Annotated in this window: 18 protein-coding genes and 2 pseudogenes; 18 read left to right on the forward strand and 2 right to left on the reverse strand. The window is 46.0% G+C overall.

Annotated elements, in window-relative coordinates; genetic code table 11:
- The first annotated feature begins 11 nt into the window (after positions 1 to 11).
- From ACN6NF_RS10495 to ACN6NF_RS10560, 14 genes are all read left to right on the forward strand, one after another.
- Positions 12 to 926, forward strand: coding sequence for a class I SAM-dependent methyltransferase (locus tag ACN6NF_RS10495; RefSeq protein WP_474317418.1), 915 nt, complete (start codon positions 12 to 14; stop codon positions 924 to 926).
- Between the two features lie 219 nt (positions 927 to 1,145).
- Positions 1,146 to 2,870, forward strand: coding sequence for an ABC transporter substrate-binding protein (locus tag ACN6NF_RS10500; protein ID WP_474317421.1), 1,725 nt, complete (start codon positions 1,146 to 1,148; stop codon positions 2,868 to 2,870).
- 107 nt (positions 2,871 to 2,977) lie between these two features.
- Complete coding sequence (locus tag ACN6NF_RS10505; protein ID WP_474317423.1) at positions 2,978 to 3,931, forward strand: ABC transporter permease; 954 nt, start codon at positions 2,978 to 2,980, stop codon at positions 3,929 to 3,931.
- 15 nt (positions 3,932 to 3,946) lie between these two features.
- Positions 3,947 to 4,873 (forward strand): oligopeptide ABC transporter permease, encoded by a 927-nt coding sequence (gene opp4C / locus ACN6NF_RS10510; protein ID WP_474317425.1) that lies wholly within the window; start codon positions 3,947 to 3,949, stop codon positions 4,871 to 4,873.
- Between the two features lie 13 nt (positions 4,874 to 4,886).
- Entirely contained in the window at positions 4,887 to 5,870 is a 984-nt protein-coding gene (locus ACN6NF_RS10515; RefSeq protein ID WP_474317428.1) for an ABC transporter ATP-binding protein, read from the forward strand.
- A complete protein-coding gene (locus tag ACN6NF_RS10520; RefSeq protein WP_474317430.1) occupies positions 5,863 to 6,831 on the forward strand; it encodes an ABC transporter ATP-binding protein in 969 nt (322 codons plus the stop codon). The genes ACN6NF_RS10515 and ACN6NF_RS10520 overlap by 8 nt, the downstream gene beginning before the upstream one ends.
- A 263-nt stretch (positions 6,832 to 7,094) precedes the next feature.
- Complete coding sequence (rpsN, locus tag ACN6NF_RS10525) at positions 7,095 to 7,364, forward strand: 30S ribosomal protein S14 (protein WP_474317431.1); 270 nt, start codon at positions 7,095 to 7,097, stop codon at positions 7,362 to 7,364.
- 230 nt (positions 7,365 to 7,594) lie between these two features.
- Positions 7,595 to 8,587, forward strand: coding sequence for a cation diffusion facilitator family transporter (locus ACN6NF_RS10530; RefSeq protein ID WP_474317433.1), 993 nt, complete (start codon positions 7,595 to 7,597; stop codon positions 8,585 to 8,587).
- Positions 8,588 to 8,788: 201 nt separating this feature from the next.
- A complete protein-coding gene (locus tag ACN6NF_RS10535; protein WP_474317435.1) occupies positions 8,789 to 10,705 on the forward strand; it encodes a heparinase II/III domain-containing protein in 1,917 nt (638 codons plus the stop codon).
- A gap of 16 nt (positions 10,706 to 10,721) precedes the next feature.
- Entirely contained in the window at positions 10,722 to 12,632 is a 1,911-nt protein-coding gene (locus tag ACN6NF_RS10540; RefSeq protein WP_474317436.1) for a glycosyl hydrolase, read from the forward strand.
- Between the two features lie 56 nt (positions 12,633 to 12,688).
- Positions 12,689 to 13,831 carry a glycoside hydrolase family 88 protein gene (locus ACN6NF_RS10545; RefSeq protein ID WP_474317437.1) on the forward strand — a complete coding sequence of 381 codons (1,143 nt, stop codon included), beginning with the start codon at positions 12,689 to 12,691 and terminating at the stop codon, positions 13,829 to 13,831.
- Between the two features lie 387 nt (positions 13,832 to 14,218).
- Positions 14,219 to 14,737 (forward strand): RDD family protein, encoded by a 519-nt coding sequence (locus tag ACN6NF_RS10550; RefSeq protein WP_474317439.1) that lies wholly within the window; start codon positions 14,219 to 14,221, stop codon positions 14,735 to 14,737.
- 287 nt (positions 14,738 to 15,024) lie between these two features.
- A complete protein-coding gene (locus ACN6NF_RS10555) occupies positions 15,025 to 16,992 on the forward strand; it encodes an ATP-dependent DNA helicase (protein ID WP_474317440.1) in 1,968 nt (655 codons plus the stop codon).
- Entirely contained in the window at positions 16,986 to 17,285 is a 300-nt protein-coding gene (locus tag ACN6NF_RS10560) for a DUF6509 family protein (protein ID WP_474317441.1), read from the forward strand. The genes ACN6NF_RS10555 and ACN6NF_RS10560 overlap by 7 nt, the downstream gene beginning before the upstream one ends.
- 115 nt (positions 17,286 to 17,400) lie before the next feature.
- Here ACN6NF_RS10560 and ACN6NF_RS10565 read toward each other — a convergent pair whose 3' ends face one another.
- Positions 17,401 to 17,763, reverse strand: a complete 363-nt coding sequence (locus ACN6NF_RS10565; RefSeq protein ID WP_474317443.1) for a hypothetical protein — start codon at positions 17,761 to 17,763, stop codon at positions 17,401 to 17,403.
- A 254-nt stretch (positions 17,764 to 18,017) separates the two neighbouring features.
- On the opposite strand from ACN6NF_RS10565, the gene ACN6NF_RS10570 reads away from it, so the two are divergent.
- The 4 genes and pseudogenes from ACN6NF_RS10570 to ACN6NF_RS10585 form a co-directional block, all read left to right on the forward strand.
- The gene (locus ACN6NF_RS10570) at positions 18,018 to 18,941 is read left to right on the forward strand and encodes a PLP-dependent cysteine synthase family protein (RefSeq protein WP_063212712.1); all 924 of its coding nucleotides are present in this window, start codon (positions 18,018 to 18,020) and stop codon (positions 18,939 to 18,941) included.
- 2 nt (positions 18,942 to 18,943) lie between these two features.
- Positions 18,944 to 20,074, forward strand: a complete 1,131-nt coding sequence (locus ACN6NF_RS10575; RefSeq protein ID WP_474317446.1) for a bifunctional cystathionine gamma-lyase/homocysteine desulfhydrase — start codon at positions 18,944 to 18,946, stop codon at positions 20,072 to 20,074.
- A 195-nt stretch (positions 20,075 to 20,269) separates the two neighbouring features.
- Positions 20,270 to 23,026 carry a PHB depolymerase family esterase gene (locus ACN6NF_RS10580; protein WP_474317449.1) on the forward strand — a complete coding sequence of 919 codons (2,757 nt, stop codon included), beginning with the start codon at positions 20,270 to 20,272 and terminating at the stop codon, positions 23,024 to 23,026.
- A gap of 998 nt (positions 23,027 to 24,024) precedes the next feature.
- A pseudogene (locus tag ACN6NF_RS10585) lies at positions 24,025 to 25,116 on the forward strand (serine hydrolase domain-containing protein); the annotation flags it as partial.
- 321 nt (positions 25,117 to 25,437) lie between these two features.
- Here ACN6NF_RS10585 and ACN6NF_RS10590 read toward each other — a convergent pair.
- A pseudogene (locus tag ACN6NF_RS10590) lies at positions 25,438 to 26,003 on the reverse strand (response regulator); the annotation flags it as partial.
- Between the last annotated feature and the right edge of the window lie 30 nt (positions 26,004 to 26,033).

A 26,033-nucleotide genomic window follows, 5' to 3' on the forward strand; every position in this document is an offset into this window, starting at 1 on the left:
AGGATAAATGTATGAAGCCAAATGAGTCCAGTTTAACTTCCTTAATATCAGCTTTTGGCCGAGCATATCATAGTCAACATGACACACCCAAAATTTTTGATGATTTTATGGCTAAAGATTTAATTTTCCAAAATGAGTTTTCAGATATCAGAGAGAATATGATTAAAGGAATAGCGTTTTTCAATAAAGATATTGCGCAAAGGTTCCAAGATGATCCGGATGAAATTTTAAAATGGATTACTCAAGTTCAACTTTCTCCAACGACCTTAGCACGTGCTGCATATTGTGAAAAAGTATTACTTAATGAAGTTAGGTTAGGATTACAGCAGTATGTCATACTTGGGGCCGGGTTAGATACGTTTTGTTTCCGACATCCAGAATTGAAAAATAGCTTAGAAATATTTGAAATGGATCATCCAGCAACACAGGAATCTAAAAAGAAAAGGTTAGCTCATGCAAATTTAAAAATACCGAGCAATCTTCATCTGGTTTCTATGGACTTTGCCCATCCATTTTCGTATTCCAATCTATTGGATGAAGGGTTTGCTAATAAAAAAACATTCTTTAGCCTTCTGGGTGTTTCTTATTATTTAACTAAGGAGGAAATTTCAAGATTAATAAATCATTTGTTTACCAAGGTCCCATCGGGAAGTTCGATCGTTTTTGATTATGCAGATGAAAACCTTTTTAAAGAAAAAGGCATGTCTAATAGAGTTGAAAATATGGTAAAAATGGCTTCAGTAAGTGGAGAACCCATGAAATCATGCTTTGCTTATGATGAAATCGAGGAAATGTTAGAGGCTTCAGATTTACTAATTTATGAACATCTATCCCCGGCTACAATAAATAGCCTTTTCTTTGATGAGAGGGCAGATTATTTGTCTGCGTTCGAAACGATTCATTATATCCATGCTGTAAAAAAGTAATATAGCAAATGAGTAAGAGACGGCCTCTCAATCTACTATTAGGGATTGAGAGGTTTTATTTAATTTGTAAAAGAATTTGGATAGATATTTATGAGCAGAGCTTTACATAAAAAAATGTAGTTCTCCCTTTACAGAACCCTAATAAATTCCTATAATGAGGTTTATCTTCTTAATCACAACTTGTTCTATCGGAATTTAATAATTTAACGCGGGGGGATTATGTTGAAAAAGGGTATTATTTTACTTAGCAGTCTACTTCTGGCGAGCTCTACCTTGCTGGCAGCTTGCTCTAACGGTGGATCGGAAAGCAACAACAATACTACTGCCCAAAATAATGGGGACACACAGACAACTTCTACAGCGCAACCATTAACAAGTCTGGTAAAGGCTTCTGATATGTCCAAATTGCCGGAAGTGTCCAAAAAAAGAAACGACACCATTATTGTAGGCCTGACTGACCCAGCCGGAGTATTCACGCCGTATTTTAACCAAAGCGGCTATGACGGCAACGTCATTTCGCAGTTATGGACTCCGCTGGTTACGGTAGATGAGAAGGGACTTCCGCAGCCCAATCTGGCGAAGAGCTGGGATATTTCCAAGGATAATTTAACATATACGTTTCATCTGGTTCCCGATACCCAATTCAGCGATGGCTCACCTTTGACAGCAGAGGATGTCGCTTTTACCTGGACGTTAATCTATGACAAAGCCTATCCGGGCGACAGCCAAATCCGAAAGCTGAACATTAAAGGCGGCAAAGCCTATACGGAAGGCAAGGCACAACAAATTGATGGAATTAAGGTAATGGATCCACAGACTATTTCTGTGACATTGGAAAAGCCAAACGCGCTGGCTCTGACTATTCTCGGTGAATATGTATTGTCCAAAGCTTACTACGGCAAGGATTATAAGTTCGGACAGCTGGATTATTTTAAAAATTTGCATGGTAGCCCATTGGGGAATGGGGCGTATAAGTTGGAAAAATTCATTCCAGGACAAGAAGTTCGTCTGGAGGCAAACGATCACTTTTTTAAAGGCAAGCCGAAAACGAAACACTTCATTTATAAGACAGCGGAAGGCGATGCTTGGCAGTTTATTGAAACAGGCGATACTGACTTTGCATCTTTCACCGCAACGCAGGAAAATATCGACAAGCTAAAAGGGCTGGGTTTTTTGAATATTTTGCCATACACCCCGAGCACCTACGGATATTTGCAAGTCAATTTGGAAAATGAAAAGCTGAAGGATAAAAAAGTTCGTCAAGCGTTGACCTATGGACTGGATCGTAAAAGTATTTATGTTGACGCAGCACAGGGAGCAGGGGCGGTCGCCAACATTCCAGCTTCTCCTATATTTTGGTCATACACGACCGATGGGATCAATCCATACAACTATGACCCGGAGCAAGCGAAAAAGCTGCTGGATGAAGCGGGCTGGGTAGAAGGCAGTGATGGCATCCGTGAGAAAGACGGCCAGAAGCTGACCATTCACTTGCTGACCTCCAAACGTCCAGAAACAGACACCTTTATCGCGCTTGCGGCTGAGAACTACAAAGCGATTGGCGTTGACCTACAACCGGAAATATTTGCAGACTTTAATGCAATGGTCGCCAAAGTGGAGGGTAAAGATTATGATCTCGCCGCCTTCTCGACAGCCATGCTGACAGACCCATCTGATGGAATCGAGCCATTCGTCAATGGTGAAATCAAGGGATATAACAATCCGAAGCTCAAAGAGCTCTATGAAAAAGGTTTGGCTACGACGAATATGGAAGAGCGTAAGAAAATATATAAGGAATTATATGTACTGCTAAATGATGAACTACCCGTTATTTTCACCAACTACAAGAAGACTGTATATGCTTACAATGGTCGAATGGAACATGTAAAGGTCAGTCCATTCATTGGCTTGTCTGGTAATCTGTTCGAGTGGTCCCTTAAATAAGCCACCTTTGCGGGCCCCTTGTGAAGAACATCAGGTTCGGATCAAGGGGTCTCCCAAATGGAGGACGCATAATGAACAGCCCGACCATGAATTGAAAGGAGCCTGTCATGAGCTCGTTTTTAACGAAAAGACTGACGTATATGATTATCATTTTGTTGGCCGCTTCGATGATGATTTTTTTTCTGTATGCCATGACACCGGGAGATTTCATTAGCGGTAATCTGAAGCTGTCGCCGGAGAGAAAAGCGGAGCTGAGGGAAATTTACGGGTTGAATAAGCCTATTCTTGAGCGTTACAGAAATTGGCTAGGCAATACGCTGCAAGGTAATTTCGGCTATTCGCTCGCTCAACAGAAACCGGTGCTAACCTTATTTAATGAATACATCTGGAATTCATTCTTGTTGGCCATTGTATCCACCTTCCTGACCTGGCTGATTGCAGTCATTATTGGTGTGGTTGCTGCTTACAAGCAGTATTCATGGTTCGATACGATGGTCATGGTGGTGATTTTTGCCGCGATGTCTGTACCATCTTTTTTTATCGGACTGTATCTAATCAAAATTGCTGCGGTCGATCTGAAATGGCTGCCACCGGGCGGCATGCTTAATACGGGCAGTAACGCTACAGGCATGGAGTATGTGAAGGAGGTTCTCCAGCATATGACCTTGCCGGTGATCGTGATGACACTGCTGGGCTTGGGTTCGCTGACCCGTTACTTCCGCAGCAATATGATCGACGTGATCCAGCAGGATTATATCCGCACAGCTCGTGCAAAGGGCTTAAAGGAAAGAAAGGTGCTTTTTACACACGCATTGAGAAATGCATTATTGCCTGCCATTACGCTCGTTGGCTTTGAATTGCCTGCTTTGTTTGGCGGATCTCTGATTATCGAAAAGATTTTTAACTGGCCCGGGATCGGTCAGTTGTACATGCAGTCTTTTTCGCTTCGGGATTATCCGCTGCTGATGGGCTTTACGATGCTGATTGCCATATTGAGCGTCATCGGGACGCTGTTATCCGATATTTTGTATCGCATTGCTGACCCGCGTGTGAAAGTGTAAGAAGGAGGCTATGGAATGTCATCCGTGAGCAGTAATTTGAGCAAGAGCAACGGCAGACTGCGAATAACTACCAAATCTTCAATGTGGCAGCAAGCGCTCCGGCAGCTGTTCAGAAACAAGCTTGCTATGACTGGACTGCTCGTTGTGGTATTTATGTTTTTGCTCTGTTTTATCGGTCCGTTATTTTCTCCTTATTCCGATAATAAAACGAACATATTATTAATGAACAAAGCGCCGAATATCCATCACTGGCTAGGAACAGACAAGCTGGGACGGGATGTGCTGACACGTGTGATGCAGGCTGGTCAAATATCTCTTACCGTGGGTTTGGCTTCTATGGTGTTGTCTGTCGTTTTGGGAGCGACACTGGGAGTTATATCCGCTTATTTTCGCGGAATTGTGGATCAAATCATTATGCGCATTGCCGATTTGCTGCTAACTATACCCAGTTTGCCATTGCTTTTTATTATGGGTGCGCTGTTATCTGACTGGAAGGTTCCGCCTGATCAACGGATGTATATCGTCATGTTGATGCTGAGTCTGGTCAACTGGCCGGGGATTGCACGGATGGTGAGAGGTCAGATGCTTAGTTTGCGAGAACGTGAATTTATGCAGGCAGCGACGGTACTAGGGCTATCGAATCGCCGAAAGCTTTTTAAGCATCTGCTGCCGAATATTTTGCCATTGCTGATCGTTATCGCTACATTGAACATTGGCGGAGCCATCCTGAGTGAATCTGTACTCAGCTTCTTTGGTCTTGGCGTGCTGCCCACGACACCGACTTGGGGAAATATGATTGATGCCGCCAACAATGTGCTGGATTTTCAGCAACGACCTTGGTTGTGGATACCACCAGGCCTGTCTATTTTTGCAACAGTCATCGCTATTAATATTTTGGGTGACGGGCTGCGGGATGTACTCGACCCGAAACATAAGAGGTAGGTGATCATGCACCATGGATAATTTACTTTCCATTGAACATTTAAGCACTCATTTTTATACAGAAGAAGGAACGGTCAAAGCGGTGGATGATATCAGCTTTCGCGTGAAGCCGGGGGAGACGGTATGCATTGTTGGTGAATCGGGCTGCGGCAAAAGTATTACCGCTATGTCGATCATGGGCCTAATTCAAAGGCCCGGTGGTAAAGTGGCAGGCGGAAGTATCCGTTTTGAGGAAACCGATCTGCTAGAGCTTAGTAGAAATGAGATGCGCACGATTCGCGGACATGAAATCTCCATGATTTTTCAGGAGCCGATGTCTTCATTAAATCCGGTTATGACCATTGGTGAACAATTGTCGGAGCCACTGATGGAGCACTTAAAGATGGGCCGAAAGCAAGCTCGCAAGCGGGCGCTAGAGCTGATTGAACAGGTCGGCATATCCCGACCGGAGCAGATTTTAAAAAGCTATCCCCATGAACTGAGCGGAGGGATGCTGCAGCGAATTATGATTGCCATTGCTGTTTCTTGCGGACCCAAGCTGCTTATTGCGGATGAGCCGACCACGGCACTGGATGTAACAATTCAGGCACAGATTCTCGACATGCTGCGTGAATTTAAAGCCCAATCCAATATGTCGCTCATGCTAATCACCCATGATCTGGGTGTTGTTGCAGAGATGGCAGATTATGTCATCGTGATGTATGCAGGCAAGATTGTCGAGGAAGGCGAAGTGGTGCAGCTATTCAATCACCCCAAGCATCCCTATACACAGGGTTTGCTCAAGTCCAAACCGGTGCTTAATCAGCGCCAAAAGGAGCTGTATTCCATCCCCGGACAGGTACCTAACCCACTGGAGCTGACGACTTCCTGTTATTTTCATGACCGCTGCGGGCATTGCATGGACATTTGTCGTGTAAAGGAGCCTACATTAAAAGAAGTTTCAATTCAGCAGAAAGCATCCTGCTGGTTATATGAGGAGGCGGTTGTTCATGGCTGAGCCGTTGTTGGAAATAGACCGTTTAAAAAAATACTTCCCGGTGAAGTCTGGGTTTATGAACCGTACCTCAGGATATGTGCGGGCAGTAGACGATATAAGCTTTACGATCCGTCAGGGTGAAACCTTCGGCCTGGTGGGGGAATCGGGGAGCGGTAAAAGCACGGTGGGCCGCACGATTGTTAGATTGACGGATAAAACAGATGGTACCGTAAAATACAAAGGGGTGGATCTCCACAGCTTATCAGTCAAAGGGATGCAGGAACTTCGCCCCAAAATTCAGCTGATCTTTCAAGACCCGTACAGCTCACTGAATCCGCGTGTACGGATCGGAGATGCCATTGGTGAGGCGCTGCTCGACCATGGTATAGCTACCAAAGAGGAGGTCCGGCAGATCGTGCTGGACATGCTCAAGCTGTGCGGATTGTCGGAATATCATATCGACCGTTTCCCGCATGAATTTTCGGGAGGTCAGCGTCAACGGATTGGCATTGCCCGCGCGCTGGCGCTTCAACCGGATCTGATCATCGCTGATGAGCCGGTGTCGGCGCTGGATGTGTCCATACAGGCGCAGATTATTAACCTTTTTGCCAAATTGCAAGCCGAGCGGAGTCTGACATATTTGTTCATCTCCCACGATTTGAGCGTAGTTGAACATTTATGTTCCCGTATTGGCGTGATGTACCTAGGCTCTATGGTCGAAACAGCTTCGCGTGACGAGCTATTCGGCAACCCGCTGCATCCGTATACGAAGGCGTTGCTGTCGGCTGTACCTATACCAGTGCCGAAGCTGAAAAGAGAACGTATTTTGCTCAAAGGGGATATTCCAAGTCCGGTGAATCCGCCTTCGGGCTGCAAGTTTCATACTCGCTGCCCTTTTGCAATCGACCGCTGCTCCCAAGAGATCCCACTCTATCGTGAAGCACGTCCAGATCACTGGGTGGCCTGCCATTTGGCTGAATGAACGAAGTTAAGTCAGCAAGTTTTGTGCCGTTGACACGGCAGACCGTTCACCGCAATGAAACGGTTCTGCTAGAGCAACGGCTTTTTGCTGTATAGTGTTTTGATCGTTTGGGTTGACAATTCACTTGAAGCAGAGGTATATTAAATATTAATCGTAATAATTACTATTAAAACGTATGAGCATGTCTATATTTGTGCCCTTCCGTCCCGTGATCGCGATGGGGAACCTTTATGATTGGCATATATAACAAGGAGGAAATGTACATGGCCAAGAAGTCGAAAGTCGTAAAAGAGAAGAAACGTCAGGAAATTGTAGCGAAATATGCGGATCTGAGACGTGAATTAAAAGCAAAAGGGGACTATGAAGCTTTGCAAAAGCTTCCTCGGGGCTCATCTCCAACCCGCTTGAAAAACCGTTGCGAGCTGACAGGTAGACCCAGAGGATACCTGCGCAAATTCAAGCTGTCCCGGATAGCGTTCCGTGAGCTGGCCCATAAAGGCCAAATTCCAGGCATTACGAAATCTAGCTGGTAATTTAGAAACCGATTAATTGTTTGTATAGCTTGTCTGATAGTAGGTTGTAACGAGAATGCTTCATGCCGTAGGTGGCATGGGGCATTCTTTTTTCGAAGGAATATATTATCATTTTTATTGATTCTCCTCAGTTGGTTAGGTAGAATATGGACGGGTTAAAAATAATACATAACAAACAATTACATAATGTGGATATGTCAGATTATGTATACCTCAGGAGGAGCTACAAGATGGAAGTGAAACAGAGAGAGGACTCCTTTTGGAGTATGGTCAAAAAAGGAAATAAATCTTCAGGCTCGGCGGCGTTGGGTAATACCGGCATTGCCCTGATTAAGGGGATTGCTTTTGCTTTGACAGGCAGCGGCTCTATGTTTGCTACAATGATGCATTCCATAGCGGATGCAGTGAACCAAATGTTTGTATTTGCGGGCAGTGTATTGGCAGAGAAAAAACCTACGAAACGGTTTCCTACTGGCTTCGGACGAGTAATTAATCTTTTTTGTATGGTTGCCGTTATTGTCGTAACGATTATGGCCTACGAAACTGTATTGGAAGGAATTCATTTGCTACAGCATCCGGCTGAATCTGCACATGGATTTTGGATTAATGTAGTGGTGCTGGTTTTGTCATTGGTGGTTGACGGATTTGTATGGAGCAAAGCGATGAAAGAAGTGCTGCATGAATCCAGAGTGGAAGCGAAGGGACTGAGTATTTTTACTTCTGCCTTTCGTCATGTGGGACGTGCTGCACCACCAACCCGTTTGGTGTTCTATGAGGATTTGGTTGCAACGACAGGTGGGGTACTCGCCCTGCTAGCTGTAGTGGTCACATCGCTGACAGATTTTAAGCTGCTGGATGGGATTTCGAGTATTCTCATCGGTTGTCTGATGGTTGGTGTAGCGTTCCGGGTCGGTTATGACAACATGGTGGGCTTGATTGGTGTATCTGCACCTCCTGATATCGAAGAACGTGTGGCTTCCATTATCTTGGCAGATACACATGTGACCGATATTTCTCAAATGCGTATTTTGCAGGAGGGGCGTTACTATCACGTCGAAGGGGTGATCGAGCTTACTTCGGGCATGACGCTAGCCGATGCTGATGATATTAAATTTAGAGTCGAGGATGCTCTGTTGCGTGATCCTAATATTTCAGATGCCGCATTGGGGATTCTAGAGGATGATGGGATTAGAAACTGGAAACAAGAGAAGCCTAAAGTTTAAAGAAATGGATTAAAGCGAACTTGGACGGAGCTTAAGAATGTAAATAAGAACCTTCATGACCATGACAACGTGGCGTGGAGGTTCTTTTATATTTTTCCAATTGTATTCCTACCCCTTTGAATTTAGGCTGATTGTTAGATACAATGAAAGCGTTAACAAAAAGAAGGTGAAACGAATGCTTCTCATGGGGAGGAAATGCAAATGAGTCTTCTGAAGGAGGCTTGGCCTGCTTCGCGGCTCGTCAACGCGCTGGCTGGCGGAGTGCAGGATTCAGCAAGACAACGGTTAAGGAGCAATTGGACCCAAAGGCTGCGGGCAACTGTACATGAACCGGCATACGCCGAGCTTTGGAAGGATATCGAACGCATCTGCAATGATGTTCGGGAAGCACCTTGGCCTGAACTACCATTGTCTCTGTTCCGGCAATTTGCTAATACAGGGGAGCGCAAGCCGTATGAGGATGTATACTTTGAACGGCGCGGACGACTAGTTGCTATCGTGCTGGCAGCTGTTGCCGATCCGGAGCCTCGGAAGATGAAAGAGGTGGAAAGCGGACTGCTGGACATATGCAGCGAGTACACTTGGGCGCTTCCTGCACATGTCAACGAAGAGGACACTGTAACACCGCCTTGGCAGCAGGTGGATTTATTCGCGTCCGAAACAGCGCAAATGCTGGTTGAAATTTTATTGCTGCTTGGAGAAAAGCTGGCTGATCACGTAGTCGTTCAGGTGCACAAAGAGGTTGAGCGCCGTGTACTGGAAGCTGTTTTTTGGCAGCCTCACCATTTTGATTGGGAAACGGTAGAGCATAACTGGTCGGCAGTATGCGCTTCCGGTTGCGGAATTGCGACATTGTTACTGGCAAAAGACGATTTTTCCAAAGCGGTAGCCATCGAGCGTATGCTGGGCGCACTGGATTGTTTTTTGGCAGGCTACAGAGAGGACGGGGGATGTCCTGAAGGCGTAGGTTACTGGGTATATGGCTTTGGATATTTTATATATTTTGCCGATATGCTGCGTGAGCTTACCGAGGGAGCTGTGGATATTTTGAACTCGGAAAAGGTAAGTCAAATCGCTGCCTTCGCAGAACGGGTCCATTTGTCGGACGGTATTTTCGCTAATTATTCAGACAGTAGTGAAACTGAACGGTTACCTTCCGGACTCATCTCTCATGTGAATTATTTGCAAGGACGCCCATCTACACTTTCTTTTCGCGTACCTGGTTTGTTGGAAGATCCGTGTCGCCGCTGGGCTCATGTATTGCGCAACCTAGTCTGGACGAATCCTTTGGTGTATGGATGCGGTGAAGCCGTAATCGATTATTTGCCGCAACTTGGCTGGTTGATGTGCCGTAGCCTCAGTTCCAGTCATCGTGAACCTGGGAAGCTGCAGGATAACTCAGATGTCGTACTTGCATTTTCAGCTAAGGCTGGGCATAACAATGAGCCGCACAATCATAATGATCTTGGACATTTCATCCTTCATGGTGGTGGCGAAAATTTACTCTGTGATCTGGGAGCAGGCTTGTACACGAAAGCCTATTTTTCATCGGGACGGGAGTCGATTATCAATATTTCCTCCAGCAGCCATTCCGTGCCTATTATCAATGGGACCGTGCAGCAATCCGGGGCAAAAGCAAGGGCGGTCGTGCTGGATGTTGCTATGGATGAGCAGGAGGGAGCACAGAAAGTTACAAGCTTTAAGCTCGATTTGACATCTGCATATGCTGTAGATGAATTGGCTGTTTTCACCCGTTCCTTTGCCTGGAGTGTACTGGAGGGAAACGAGGGAGCAAGGCTTACTGTTACAGATCATTTTGAGTTTGAAACGTCTGGTATGAACGTGAAGCCGTGGGATGTGGAGGAGCTTTTGATCAGCCGTATTCAGCCCATTACAGGAGTAGGCTTCGTGGAATGGAAGGGAACGAATGCAGTGGTTAGGCTAGATTATGATGCTGGCGTGCTGAGACAGAGGCTGGAGGCTGTGAAGCATATAGAGCATGACGGAGTGCCCTTTGTATTTTATAAGACATCGCTGCACCTGGACTCCAATCGCTGGAGCGGCTCAACAAGTATCGAATGCAATCTATTTTTTACCATACATCAATCTTCATGTTGAATGGGAGGCATACAGAATGAATAAGCTTCAAACAGGCAGCGTATACCCTTGGCAGACGGAACTGGAGAGATTTATACAACAGGTGGAAAGCGCACCAAACCGAGAAAATGATGGATGGACACACGAGCGTAAGCTGGCTGTGCTGGAAAAGCTGGTTCGTGCATATGCCTTGTATCAAGATGAAAACGGAGCTATCATTGACCCTCATTCTGAAAGTGAACGGTATTACTCCACTCCATCCTATGCGTTGGCTGCGGCTGTGCTGGTCAAAGAAGGCCGGCATGATTTACTCGAATCTGCTGCTGCGGCCTTGACTCATAGCATAGCCTGTGTAGTGGACGAAAAAGCGCCGGATCATCACCCGGACTTTTTTCCAATTATGATGATGGGGGCGTATCGTATCCTTAAAAATCTGCTGCCAGAGCAAGCCACGGCTTGGAAGCAGCAGTTGAGCAGGATTCAACCTGAGCAGACTTACATTTTTACGATGAGCAAAATGAAAAATCCAAACCGGATGATCAACTGGAACGCGATCATGATTTCCGGCGAGTTTTTGCGTGCCACTGAAGGGATTGCAGCCGATTTTGAGTGGATGGAGACGTATATCCGCAACTACCATTTACCTCGCTTTACCGGTTTGGGGCTGTACCAAGATGGTCCGCTGGATCGGCCCAATAGCCCATTCGCCTACGATATCGTGACACGGTTTCATCTGGGTGTGATGCTGGAGAGCGGATATAATGGCGGCTGTGCTCCCGAAGTGCGTGACTACCTTCGCAGGGGAGCACTTAGCTCATTGCTGACTTTATCCCCGCATGGGGAAATTCCTCCGCGTGGAAGAAGCGCGCAGCACCAATGGAACGAAGCTGCTGCGGCTTTTGTTTTTACAACACATGCACAGCAGGCGTATACAGCAGGCGAGCATGGGCTTGCAGGTGCATTTCGTCGGGCAGCAGATCTATGCTGGCAATCCATTAGCCGATGGCAGACCGATGATGGCAAGCTGCATATCGTCCGCAACCATTATTCGTCTGAGGCACGCCATGGCTTTGAGGTGTACTCGAATCATACCTGCTACAGCCTGTGGACGGCAGCGGTGCTGGCCCATACCGTCCTACATGGGAAGGAGATTGATCGTATTCCTCCGACCTCTATCCCAGCGGAGATCGGCAGCCGTGTGTTGGCAACGGATGGCTGGTTTCAGACAGTCATTGCAGCTGTAGACGGGCAGCAAATGCTTGTGCAGACCTCAATCAACGATCCGTACAATATTCCGGGCATCGTACGTATTCAACGTTCTGCGCTGCCGTCTCTGATCGGCCCATCCTCAGCAGGACACGCAGATCGCGGCTTTACGGGTTTCGCGGAGGGAGATATTTTTCCGCTGAGCTATACACCAGCCTGGCAAACCGAAGACGGAAAATGGCACAGCTTGTCAGAAGGAATCCCCGGTACATTGGAATTCGATCGTGATGGAGGGATTGATCCGCAGGATGGCGGAGGAAACGTACAGATGGAGCGCAGCTCAGCGTCTGATGGAGAGACAGATTTCACTCTGCTGTGGGAAGGTCCATTCCCGGGGGTGAGGGAAATCCGAACGCATTATCGTCAGGTGCTCGGCAAAATTGAAGTGTCGTATGAGCTTCAGGGCAATATTCAGAATGTGGGGGCACTTATTCCATTGATGGCGTATGACGGTCGGGAACGAAGTGTGATTCATCATGTGATGGCAGCCGGGGAAGAAACCGAAAGCATTCACGTAGAATACGCAGGCGCAAGTCTTGAAGTCATCCCCACGACGGAAGGAACAAACGTGGTATGGCCGGATGAATTGACTGCCGTAGCCTGCCGAAATGGTTTACTTAAGGGAGCACGTCTAGAGTGTGGCGGCAGTCGCATTTCCTTTATCATTCGGTTACCTGAATAGATGGTTCGGGAGCCATAGTTATCTTCAATCCTGTAGAAAGGGAGAGGGAAAAAGGAATGACAAAATCAGAAGCGTGGATGGAGCAATCGTGGGAGCTGGCATTGGATAAAACGCTTGCCTTGGCGGCAAGACTGGGGGACGCCTTTCCACATGTTGCAGAGGGTGGACGTTATGATAATCGTGAGGAAGCGTGGTGGACAGCAGGCTTTTATCCGGGACTGCTATGGCTGGCCCATCGGGCACGTCCTGATTGGGAGTCTGCCAAAATTGCACAACGGTGTGAGGCCCGGTTGGAAAAAATACTCTACAATAGCGAAGCTGTAGACCATGATCTCGGTTTTATTTGGCTGCTCAGCGGTGTGGCCGCCCATCGGTTGACTGGAGATTCAGAGTCAAGAAGACGGGGGTTATTGGCTGCTAAATTGCTGGCTGCCCGTTTTAACGTAAATGGCCGCTTTATTCGCGCGTGGAACTTCCACTCGAAGGATATGGATACACGGGGTGTTGCGATTATAGACAGTATGATGAATTTACCCTTGCTCTATTGGGCCTCGGAGGAAAGTGGAGATCCACGCTTTGCGGCTCTCGCTGTCCAGCATGCAGATACCGTGGCACGTGAGTTCGTTCGTTCGGACGGCTCCATTGCGCATGTGGTTGAGTTCGATCCGGAGATTGGAAAAAAGGTCGCTGAGCATGGCGGACAGGGATTTGCTCCCGGTTCCGCCTGGGCACGTGGCACGTCTTGGGCTTTGTACGGTTTTACGCTTTCGTATGGATACACACGCGATCCGCGTTATTTAAAGGTGGCCGAGAACACGGCTGACTTTTTCCTGTCCCAGTTGGGCGATGCTTGCCTGCCTGTATGGGACTTTAGAGCAGAAGAAGGACACCGCGAAGCATGGGATTCGTCAGCTGCGGCCATTGCAGCTAGCGGTTTGCTGGAACTAGCAAAATATTCGGCACGTGCAGAGCAATTTACAAAAGCTGCAGAATCCATCCTCCAAGGCTTGCATCACACATGTACGGCATGGGGCGAAGAACATGAGGGATTGCTGATGAACGGAACCGTACATTATCCTGAGCAAAGACACATCAATGTGCCCATTATCTACGGTGATTACTTCTTTGTCGAAGCATTGGCAAAGCTGCGTGGTGAGGAAGGTTTGTTTAGTGTAGAGGGCAAAAAATATAGTGAGTAAGATGGTCAGGAACAAGCTCATTCGAGCTGAGTTGTTGCTTGTCAAATCGATATAATAAATAGTGAGGCAGCGTATGTGTAAACCCATTTACACATACGCTGTTTTTTTATGCGTGAAAAGGCTGATTTTAATTCGATGCCAAAGTACTACATATAGGTAGATAAGAGCCATAGCGGCATTTTTTCGTGCCTAAACAGATGAAGATCATGGTATATAAGCTCTTAATTACAAATGAAAATTTTCATCTTGATGCATGAAAATAGGTCCTTTTACTTGTTTATGAGCGTTTCTTTGTAAATTGACAATTTAGGGAGTTGAGCCTATGATATCTTCTTGGATAAAGGAATAAAATGGATTTTAACGAATACAAAGGAGTTATGCATCATTATGACAGTAACAAGTGATAGGGTAAGAAAGATTTATGGAGGATTTTGGGTGAGAACGGTAGCGTTTGTGATTGATCTGGTCATTCTCTTTGCCATAGTCCTTTTAGTTGGGGGGACATTTTCCATAATTCCAGTTCTTCTGAATATAGAGAAGACGGGTTTCATACTAGAATTTTTTATTTGGATGCCGCTGATTCTTTGGCTGGTGCTACCATGGCTATATTGTGGTTTTTGGGAATCATCGAAAGTACAGGCTACACCGGGGAAGCTTGTGTTTTCTCTAGTTATAGTTAACAGCAAAGGAAACCGCCTAGGATTCTTACACGCGTCCGGACGGTACTGGATTAAAGTCATTTCTTTTATTCTTGTTCATATTATTTATATTGTGGTTGCTTTTACGGCAAAAAAACAAGGAGTGCACGATTTATGTGCCAGCACCTTGGTTGTAAATAAAAAAGAATTGCGACGATATGAGCATGACTCGCCCTTGCCACCAGTGGCTTCTAATATCACGAATTAAGGGAATTGTCGTTGCAGAAAAGGGAATATTTTGTAATATAAAGAGAATAATAAATAGAACGATTGCTGGAACAAATTCCAGATTTTATGCAGCAAAAGTGAAAAAGAAGCCAGCCAGTGCCTGAAAGCATTGGCTGGTTTCCTTGCTATTTCGTTATGTCATGAAAAAATTCCATTGTAACAAAATAAAAAATGTAAGTTGTTCTTACAGTTTACATGTTCTTTTTAGCTTATTTTGAGTTATAATGAAAGGATGCACATTATGAACGAATTGGAGGCACAGCCCGATTGACTACTTACCCTTTTGCCTTTGATCCGTCCAAGCCGTTTATTGAGCAGGCAAGTGACTGGATTGCAGATGTATTTTATGAAGTTTTGCCTGAAGTCGGCTTTGAGGTTCGGGATGAACAAATTTATATGGCATTCCAGTTGGAACGTGCCTATAAGGAAAAAAAGACCATTTTTGCAGAAGCAGGTGTAGGCACTGGCAAAACGCTGGTATACCTGCTGTACGCTATTGCATATGCCCGATACATGAGAAAACCGGCGATTATCGCCTGTGCGGATGAATCATTGATTGAACAACTGGTGAAGCCAGAAGGAGATATCGCCAAGCTGGCACGGCATTTAAGCTTGACGATTGATGCCCGATTGGGGAAGTCACCGGATCAATATATTTGCCTGAACAAGCTGGATGAGGGGCGAAGCGGACTGGATGAGGACGCGGATGTTTTCCGCGATATTTATCAGGGTCTGCCTGATTTTGTTCATTTTCCAGATACGTTACAGTCCTTCACTCCATACGGGAACCGGAAAGAGTATCCCGAGCTAACAGATGGACAGTGGAGCAGACTGGGATGGGATGTATTTCAAGACTGTCTCGTTTGTCATCAGCGCCATCGTTGCGGACAGACGTTGTCTCGTGATCATTACCGCAAAGCGGCAGATCTGGTCATCTGCTCTCACGACTTTTACATGGAGCATGTATGGACCTACGAAGCGAGAAAGCGCGAGGGTCAGCTGCCGTTGTTGCCAGAGCACAGCTCTGTTGTTTTTGATGAAGGGCATTTGCTGGAGACAGCGGCACAAAATGCGCTTACTTACAAGCTTAAGCACACTCAATTTGAGTCTATTATTACCCGACTGCTAGAGGGGGAAGTGCGGGAATCACTGGCCATGACGATCGAAGATGCAATCTCCCAAAGCGAGGCATTGTTCGCCGGGCTCAATAAGAACAGTCAGCCAGTACAGGGGTCTAATCGCAAGGAGTTTATCCTGAATGAATCGTTGATTCGGGAGGTGAACCGTTTTGGTGAACTGATCGGCACGATCGAGGAAGAGCTTGTGTTTGAAAGCGGGTTATTCTCTCTGGATGAGTATCAAGTCAAAATTGTAGAAGAACATTTGGAAATGATTCAAACTGCTTTGGCTTTGTTTAAGCGTCCTGAACTTCTCATCTCGTGGGTGACGGAGGACCAGGATGGATTAACGCTTGTGGTTATGCCGAAGATGGTAAAAGAGATTCTCAAAGAACGAGTATTTGCGCAGCATATTCCAATCGTATTCTCTTCGGCTACACTTTCCGTGGAGGGTTCATTTGACTATATGGCGCAGAGTCTGGGTATTGAAAACCCGTTAACGTTTTCCGTCGCTTCACCTTATGACTACAGTGATCAGATGCAAGCGGCATTGTACCCGCTGCAACCGGAACATAATCCAATCCAGAGAGCGCTGACGCTACTGAAGAAATCGCAGGGAAGAGCGCTTATCCTGTTTCCTTCTCAGGAGGAATTGACTGCCTTCCAAAGGGGGCTCGCTGCTTACCCAGAGGCATCTGCCTATCGTTTTCTGTATGAAGGTTCGGCTGAAATCAGCCATCTGATCTCCGCTTTTCAGAATGATGAGGAAAGTGTGCTGTGCGCTGTTACATTATGGGAAGGATTGGACATCCCTGGACCATCCCTGTCACATGTTATCATCTGGTCGCTGCCATTTCCTCCGAACGATCCGGTTTTTACGGCTTTGCGCAAGGATGCAGCAGATCCGTTCAATGAGATAGATATGCCTCACATGGCACTTAGGCTTAGACAGGGGATAGGGCGTTTAATTCGCTCGCGTAATGATCAGGGCTGGATCTCGATCATGGGTCAGGATTTGAATCGTCCAGAAGTACGCACACAAGTTGAACAACTACTGCCTGCGGGCGTAGAATGCACCGTAATTGAAGGAAATCCGGAGGGAATTAAAACATGTTGAATTTTACAGCATATACAGTAGATCAAATTAAAGATGCTTTTGGTATTTTGAGTGGACAGCGTTATGAATTTATCATTGAGATAGAGGTAGAGGAAGACGACGAGCTATACACTGAAAACGGAATATATATCCGTGCTCTTTATTTAGTAGACGAAGGAAAGACAAGACTGCTGAAGTATGAATTATTTGAAAAAGCAACGGATCGTTACATTGAGCTTGAACTTGAAGAGGATGAGCTGCAAGCAGTTGAAAACTTCTGTAAAGAACATGTACAGGATGGAGCAGTAAATTAACAGTAAGGGCACTTAGCTAGCACAGCTATATACTGCAACCTATAATGAGAATATTAAGGAGCCTTGGCAATGACCAGGCTTCTTTTTCTATGACCAGTGAAGAAACTTATGTGCTCTAACGAAGTCTGTCCCACACATTCACCATAAACAGCATAATACCCGCCGCGAATACCACCCATCCTATGACGACCCACCCTCCAGCCTCTGCAATCGCGTAATTTTTACCTATGATTGCCAATATCAACACTGGCAAACTAATATTATGTATCCAAAAATGGATACGTGCCAGGATCGTAACTGAAAGTGCAGGAAAGACCACATAGATTAGACCTATGATCCCAAGAGTCGTCCAACCCAGTAAATGGATATGAGACTGAATAGGGGACAGGCTATAATCGCCTGACACGCCAATGATTGCACTGAGCAGCGCACTGAGGGCAAAATATACGGCAGCTATCTTTAAGCATTGCTTACCCATAGATGGCATCCTCCTATGTTAGAAATGGGTATTTTGAGAGATTATTCTCCATCATATCGAGGCAGGATATCAAGGGTGTGGGTGTTGTGACTGGTCCATTTGACAAAAGCTTCAAATACACATAAAATCTTATTGCATCAATACTTACCGCATTACTATGTTTTTCGGAGAAGACAGCGAATTTCTCCGACAATGGGCGCTGATTTTTGACCGTTGGTTTATTTTGGATTCGCTATTAAAAGGAGCTTGAAATTATGAATGTATATCGCAATACCCTTGAACTCATTGGGCGCACGCCATTAGTGGAACTGAATAGCTATTCTCTACCTAGAGGAATTCGCCTGTTCGCCAAGTTGGAGTTTATGAACCCTGGCGGTAGTGTAAAGGACCGAGTGGGAAAGGCTCTAATTGAAAAAGCGTTAAAGACAGGCCAGTTGAAGCCGGGCGGGACTTTAATAGAAGCAACAGCAGGCAATGCAGGTATTGGTCTTGCGATGGCCGCGCTTCATTATAATATCTCGGTTATTTTTGCTGTGCCTGAGAAGTTCAGCCAGGAGAAGCAGGACTTGATGAAGGCATTGGGAGCACGTATCGTTCATACCCCGACAAGTGAGGGGATGAAGGGAGCCATTGAAAAAACAAAGCAATTGGCTGCAGAGATCAAAGATGCATACTTGCCACAGCAATTTAGCAATCCTGATAATCCAGAGGCTTATTATACGACAATGGGACCTGAAATTTGGAACGATCTGGATGGTAAAGTGGACGTATTTGTGGCTGGAGCAGGCTCAGGGGGCACATTTATGGGAACCTCGCGTTATCTTAAGGAGCAAAATGCAGCCATTAAAACCGTCATCGTAGAGCCTGAAGGGTCCATTCTGAATGGTGGCGAGTCAGGCCCTCATAAAACAGAAGGGATCGGCATGGAATTAATCCCTGAGTTTGTGGACAAAGGCTATTTTAATGCCATTCATACCATAAGCGATGTGGACGCATTCAACCGCGTCAAGGAACTGGCGGAACGTGAGGGTATTCTCGTGGGCAGTTCCTCCGGTTCAGCCCTGCACGCTGCTTTACTGGAAGCAGAGAGCGCACCGGATGGTGCACATATTGTCACCATTTTCCCAGATAGCAGTGAACGTTATCTGAGCAAAAAAATATATGAAGGCGGGATATAAAAATGAGACGCAAAACAAAACTGATTCACGGTGGACTCCCTACCGATCCTCATACTGGCGCGGTTAACGTTCCTATTTATCAGGTAAGTACTTATGAGCAAGAGGAAATCGGCGTTCATAAGGGATACGAATATTCACGTACAGGCAATCCGACCCGGTTTGCACTGGAAGAGCTGATCAAGGAACTGGAGGAAGGCAAACGTGGTTTTGCTTTCGGTTCCGGTATGGCAGCGATTCATGCGGTATTTTCCTTGTTTAAAGCAGGGGATCATATTTTGCTGACCGATGATGTATACGGGGGCACTTATCGTATTGTAAGCAAGGTGCTTAGTCGGATCGGGATTGAGTCCACATTTGTGGATACAACTGATCTGGAGGCTATTTCCCAAGCAATTCGTCCCAATACGAAGGCATTGTATGTCGAAACACCAACAAACCCGCTGTTGAAAGTTACTGATATTCGCGCAGTTTCAGAGCTGGTGAAGAAGCATGAGCTTTTGTTGATTGTGGACAATACATTTGCTACCCCTTACTGGCAGACGCCAATTACACTCGGGGCTGATATCGTCGTTCACTCGGCAACCAAATATTTGGGTGGACACAGCGATGTTGTAGCCGGTCTGGCTGTAGTCAACAGTGAAGAGCTGGGCGAGCAGCTTCATTTTCTGCAAAACGCCATTGGCGGCATTCTTGGCCCGCAGGATTCCTGGTTATTGATCCGCGGTATCAAAACCTTGGGTCTGCGTATGGAAGCAATCGAGAAAAATGCAAAGGAAATTGCAGCCTTTTTGGAAAAGCATCCGAAGGTTAGTAAGGTGTACTACCCTGGGTTGGAAAGCCATGCACAGCACGAGCTGTCCAAAACTCAAGCAGAAGGCTTTGGCGGCATCATTTCCTTTGATGTAGGTAGCGATGCCAACGCGGTTGCCCTCCTGAAAAAAGTGAAGTATTTTACACTGGCTGAGAGCCTAGGGGCGGTTGAAAGTCTGATTAGCGTTCCGGCACGTATGACGCACGCCTCCATTCCAGCAGAACGTCGTGCAGAGCTAGGTATTACAGAAGGCTTGGTACGGATTTCAGTTGGGATTGAAGATCTGGAGGATTTGATCGAGGACTTGCAGTCAGCATTGTAAGCAAATAAGCATAATGATCCAAAGAGGTGGCAGAAGCTGCCTCTTTTTTTGTTGTGAGAATTAGCTTCTTTTTTGGAAAACACAGAGGAGTACGCTGATGTGATAACGAATAGTTTTATATAGTTCAATTGAATGTTAAACGGAATATAACGCGGCTACGTCTCTGAGGAAACAAAAACCTGGAGGGGGAATGTTATGAGGTTCACACATCTGGAAAAAGCAACTACTGTGCTGTCGGATCATCCGGTACGTCTGGCGTCTGCTTATGCAGTCGGTCCAGTCGAGCTTCCGGAAAATTGCGGTGTGGGCAGGGATTGGTCGAGTCATTTTACGCATGAGGAATGGAATTTGGAAAAGGCTTGTGGTGAAGATGGAATCGAGCTTTCAGCAGGAGGAAGGGCAGCGTGTCGATTATTGACCGAGCTTGATCCTCGAACCTCTGAACTGAATCTAGGTGTTTTTCCGCCTTTGGCTGAACAAGAAAGACTTTTGCTAGTTTCAAATCTACGTTGCATGACAGCACAGGAAGTGATTTTCAGACCGTTTGAAGGAACCGGACAAATTTGGATAGACGGCACACTGGTATATGCAGAATCCGGTCCCTTTCGCTTATATCTGGAGGAAGGTGATCACACGGTCGTTATCATTGCTGCCTTTATTCCTGATGAGGCCCGCTCTATTCGTATCAGTGGAAGTCAGGTATGCGATGAACCAGATGTGATAGAACTGCATCGTGAATTCGTAGAGCGTAATATACGTAATCATATGGCTTGGCTAGAGGTTGAGCAAAGTGCTGGTAGGGAAGGAGAAAACAGCCCGATCTTATTTTATTTGCTGCGTAAGGATCGAATACTTCTTCCCTCAGATCAAACGTTGTCGGTCGAGGTAACGAATGATGAGGGCATGAAGCTGGATCGGTTTCCAGCCCATTGGGAGCAGGAGCAAAGCTATGCTTGGGATGAGGAGAAGGCTGGGAATACGGGAATGCTGCACTTCACCGTTACCTACCAGGATCATGAGGCTGTAGAGCATCATTTTGTGTATTCAGTACTTGTGCGGCCTTTGTCAGTCGTCGTGGAGGGCTTACAGGAAGAGTATGACCATTACATGCAAGCCTGTGCTAAAGATGAACTTCCTTCTGCGCAGAAAATACAAATAGAGGGCCTGCTTGAGGAATTAAAAAGATTAACGGATTTGCCGGAAGATCCTTTTGAAATCTGGGATTCCCGGGTTGTGCGTGAATATATCAAGCTATTAAAACAAATTTTTATATATGGATTTACCGAACAGTCACAGCACCCAACGTTACTTCAGAAAGAACATATTTTTTTGACGGCTGACGGCATTGGTGAAGGTTTTTTTGTCTCACGTTTGGACAATAGTTTGCAACGCTACACCATTCAGCTTCCCAGCAACTACACGGCTGGGCGACGGTATCCTCTGATCGTTCTAATGCCTGGCAAGCGATATGAGCTGGGGCTACCAGATTTTCAGAATAGAGGTTTTGGGCAGGGCTGGGAAGACGAAGCTATATTTGTTACTTTTTCGTGTCGTGGCGTTACGCTGGGCAGTTATATTGGAGAAGCAGCTTTTTTGGAGGGACTAGATGTCATACTGCAAGCGTACCGAGTGGACGAAGAACGTATCTATCTAACGGGGTATTCGAACGGCGCATATGCTGCCTGGGCGATGGCACAGGCTTATCCTTCTCGGTTTGCAGCTATTGCGGTAATCTCAGGGACGCCACACCCCAAGCATCTGAAAAATTTGATCAATATGCCAATATTGGATGTATGTGGTGACCAGGATTACTTGTTTGCCCAAGCCTACACAGCTCCTGTAACCGAGCTTTCATCGAACCATTTTAAAGGTGTGGTAGAGAGGCAGTCTAATCATTGGGATACGCATGAATTAAGACTTTTGGACGGCATACTGGGTTGGCTTATGCAATGGAAAAAAGATGTCGTACCTCAGCGTGTTGTCTACCGGACGGAACGAGGCAGACATAATCGGGCTTACTGGCTGGAATTGACGCGCATGGATGAAAACGAGGAATATGCGGAGCTGTATGGCGAAATGAGCTCCACTGGTGAATTGGATATTGAGGCTGTTCATGCCGAAGAATTTGTGATTCATCTCTCACAAGAGGACATGTCCCTGGAACTCGCTCAGGTTCGTATCGGAGCCCGCATTTTCATGCTGGATTTACGAGAATACAGCCGCTTTCGCTTTGTTAAAACACACTCACACAAACGCCCCTCACCCGAATACCGTTTGATTGCTGAACGGGAGGGAGAGAGCAGTGAAAACTCCACCAAAAATGCGGATGCAGCTAAGAGTATTGCGGGTTTGCAAAGCGTGGTAAGAAATGGTGTGAGTCATGGTATGGGTGTACTTGACGTTTATATGGATCGACTTCACATCGTTCTTCCATCCAGCTATGCTACACCAGAGGAAGAGCAGGCGGTGAAACGAACGGCGAACGCCTTGGCCAGCCCGCGGACAGCAACCTGGAATCCGTACATTGGTGTTCATTATCCCGTGGTCTCTTCTAAAGATATTTCAGAGAAAGAGCTGGCTGATAGCAACGTGATTTGTATCACTTCAGGCTTGTCCAGACATGAGCTGCTTCAGAAGTATCAAGCTCATCTTCAAATTGCATGTACCGAGGACGGCTATGCATGGAGTGACGATTTTACGGTAGGCGATTACTGTTTGTCATATATTCAGCCTAGTCCATGGTCTGCAACCCAGCAGATGCTTGTCGTAGCGACCAATTCACCCCGTCTGCTGGGTAAAAACCTTTTTATGCGCAGACTGATTATGCCCGGATATTTTAATGGTTTACACCCGTATTTGAATAAAGAGATTATTGTGTATGATAGCAAGGGAGTACGAGCATTTAACTTTACTTCCATGAGGCATGCACAGCATAAGCTACAAGGCCAATGAAAGATTCAACTGTGTAATCATAATCCATATTAAAAAACCGTCTTGAGGCACCTTGGGACTGACCCCTGTTTGTGAGACAGGGATCAAACCACCTTTCAAGTTTAGATAGCCAGTCGTCGGAAATCTACGGGCGACTGGTTATTTATTTTCGTTTCTTCATCCTCACACGGCACTGTAGGCCATCACGCTGCATCATCCGCTGAACCCGTTTGTGATCTTTATTTCTAAAGGGTAACGCACTCTCGTTGCCAACGTAAAAACACCTCCAAGATTATCTCTATATCTTACGACATGGCTTGATTCTCTTGAAGGTGTTTGTTGTGTCTCACGTTATGGGGTCAGTCCCGTGACTTCGATTGTGAGATACCAGTCTTCTTTCCTATAGAGGATGATTAATGGAACGAGATAAACGACGAAAGCAAGAGAAAGTACAACCCAAAGCGGCATAATGGTCAATGACGGATCGACAAAACCAGCGCTTGCGATCATGACTAGCCAAAGCGTTCGTATGGCCACAAGTATCCAATCATACCAGAACCTTTTTTTTCATTATCGAGAACACAAATTACGCACGCCTTCTTATATTTTTTTGCAAATCAATTTTCGAATGTTTCAGACTTATCACGCAATATAACTTTCCAATCCGTCAAGCGAAAGAGGGTGGGCTAACAGCAGTTAGAACGTAGCTTAGCAAGCACGTCATATAAGACAGTTGACAGTTTGTCATGCGGTATATGTGACAGGTCCAAGTACGATGTCATCAAAAGCTTGGCAGTTTTATCACTGTTCGATTTAACAATATTGGAGGTAAGGTGAGGGGGTAAAGCAGAACAACATTCTAAAATAATAGGGGCGATTGCGTTATGAAATCATTCACCATTCGAAAAGGAGTGGCACTTACTCTGGTAGCTATATTGGCGGGTACACTGGCTGATGGAACTGTCCACGCAGAGGGGCAGACGGCAACTTATCAAGCTATCGATAAAGCTGCCAACACCGACAATATTTTATCGTCGGAGTTCGCAAAAGAATCCAAAAAAGAACTCAACGAGAAAGAAAAGAAAAGAAAGCATCGGGAAGAAGTTAAACGCGTCATGGATCAAGTAGTTACCAACAAAAGAGTTCCAAGTGTCGTAGCAGGTGGGCTACAGGACGGGGAACGCTGGTCCTACGCTACGGGTACAGCCAGTTTCGAAGTACCACGCCCGGTGGAGCCGGATTTTTCATTCCGTATTGGAAGCATCACGAAGACATTCACTGCTACCGTTGTATTGCAGTTGGCTCAGGAGAAAAAATTGAACCTGGATGATTCGGTCGAAAAATGGCTGCCGGGGGTCATAAAGGGTAATGGGTATGACGGCAACAAAATTACGATTCGTCAGTTATTGAACCATACAAGCGGGCTCGCGAGCTATACTGATCTTGATTTTCGAGATATTACCTTGCCTCAAAATCCATTCCGTTACTATTCGTCCGACGAGCTTATCAGCATGGGACTAGCAAAGCCGCCTGTATATGCGCCAGGGAAGGGCTGGAACTATTCGAACATGAATACTATACTAGCCGGTCAAATTATTCAGAAGGTAACAGGAGATACGTATGCGGAGCAGATCAGGAAACGGTTGATCGAACCGCTCGGAATGACAGGGACATTTGTAATGGAAAATAGTCACAATATTCCAGGTAAGCATGCCACAGGATATAATATGGACAGATCGGGTCATTTGTATGATTTAACAGAAATGAGTCAATCATGGGCAAATGCAGCCGGAGATATAGTCTCAACAACCAAAGATTTGACCACCTTCTTTAGTTCGCTGTTGGGCGGAAAGCTTCTAAATCAAGAGATAATGGACCAGATGTTCACGAAAGTAGATTCACCTATAGGTAAAGTCGGACTAGGGATTTATGAAATAAAAACAGCTGACGGGCAATCATACTGGGGGCATGCCGGCGGTACTTTCGGATTTGAATCGAGAGCCTTCGGATCTTTAGGCGGGCAGCATATTTTGGTAACGTGCATCAACTCGGTAGGTCAGGAAGTGGAGCTGGCTCACAATAAAATAATCGATAAGGAGTTTGGCCGTTAAGTTTAAAGCCGACATCGCGCCCTTTATCTGAGGGCGGATGTCGGTTTCTGCTATAATTAACCGTCGTTTCATGCAATCGAGGCACATATGTCCGCATTCAGAATAAAACGACTTCAAAATAGATAAGATGCACGAGGGACATAACGACGGCGTATTTTATATTCGGCCGGTCGAGCTCTACTATCGACTTCTTTACCACTCCCGCCAAAAGATTGTTTACCGCCGAGTCTGAGAAGCCGAAGAGCAAGGGAATCAGGAAGCACAAGAAGCAAAAACTGAATGTGACCCCTATATCGTGAGTACCATCGGGAAATTTATCAGCTACACGATATTCTTCATTCGCGCCATTTCTATTGCTTCTTTGCGGTTGTTGACGCCGAGTTTCGAGTAGAGAATCGAGCAGTAATTGCGGATCGTTCCCTCCGATAAAAATATCTTGGCGGCGATCGATTTGTAGCGCAGTCCGCTCGACAGATGCTCCAGAATCTCCATCTCGCGTTTTGTAAGCCCGTACGGGTAGTTTCCCTGACTTGATCCGATGTTCTCCAACTGCTCACGTTGACGCTTCATCTCTTCGAAAACTCGCGTAGCGACTGATTGGTCGATCCAGGTTCCTCCATTATAAATAAGTTTCAAGGCTTCATTCATCTTCCGCGGATGAATCGACTTCAGATGTAGTCTTCTGCCCCGCGTTCCAATGCAGTTGCTGCCCGCCAGGAATCCTTAAATGTTGTCATGAACACAACCTCCATATTAGGCCATCGTTGTTTCATCTCAAGTAGAGCTTCAATCCCGTCCATTCCCTGCATACGAATATCCATTAGCACGATATCTGGTTGGGAGCGATCACAATATTCTAATGCTTCGCGCCCGTCCTCGGCTGTACCAAGGAAGTTAAAATCAGCAAGTTGATCCGA

This window comes from Paenibacillus sp. TSM33 (genome assembly GCF_056099025.1).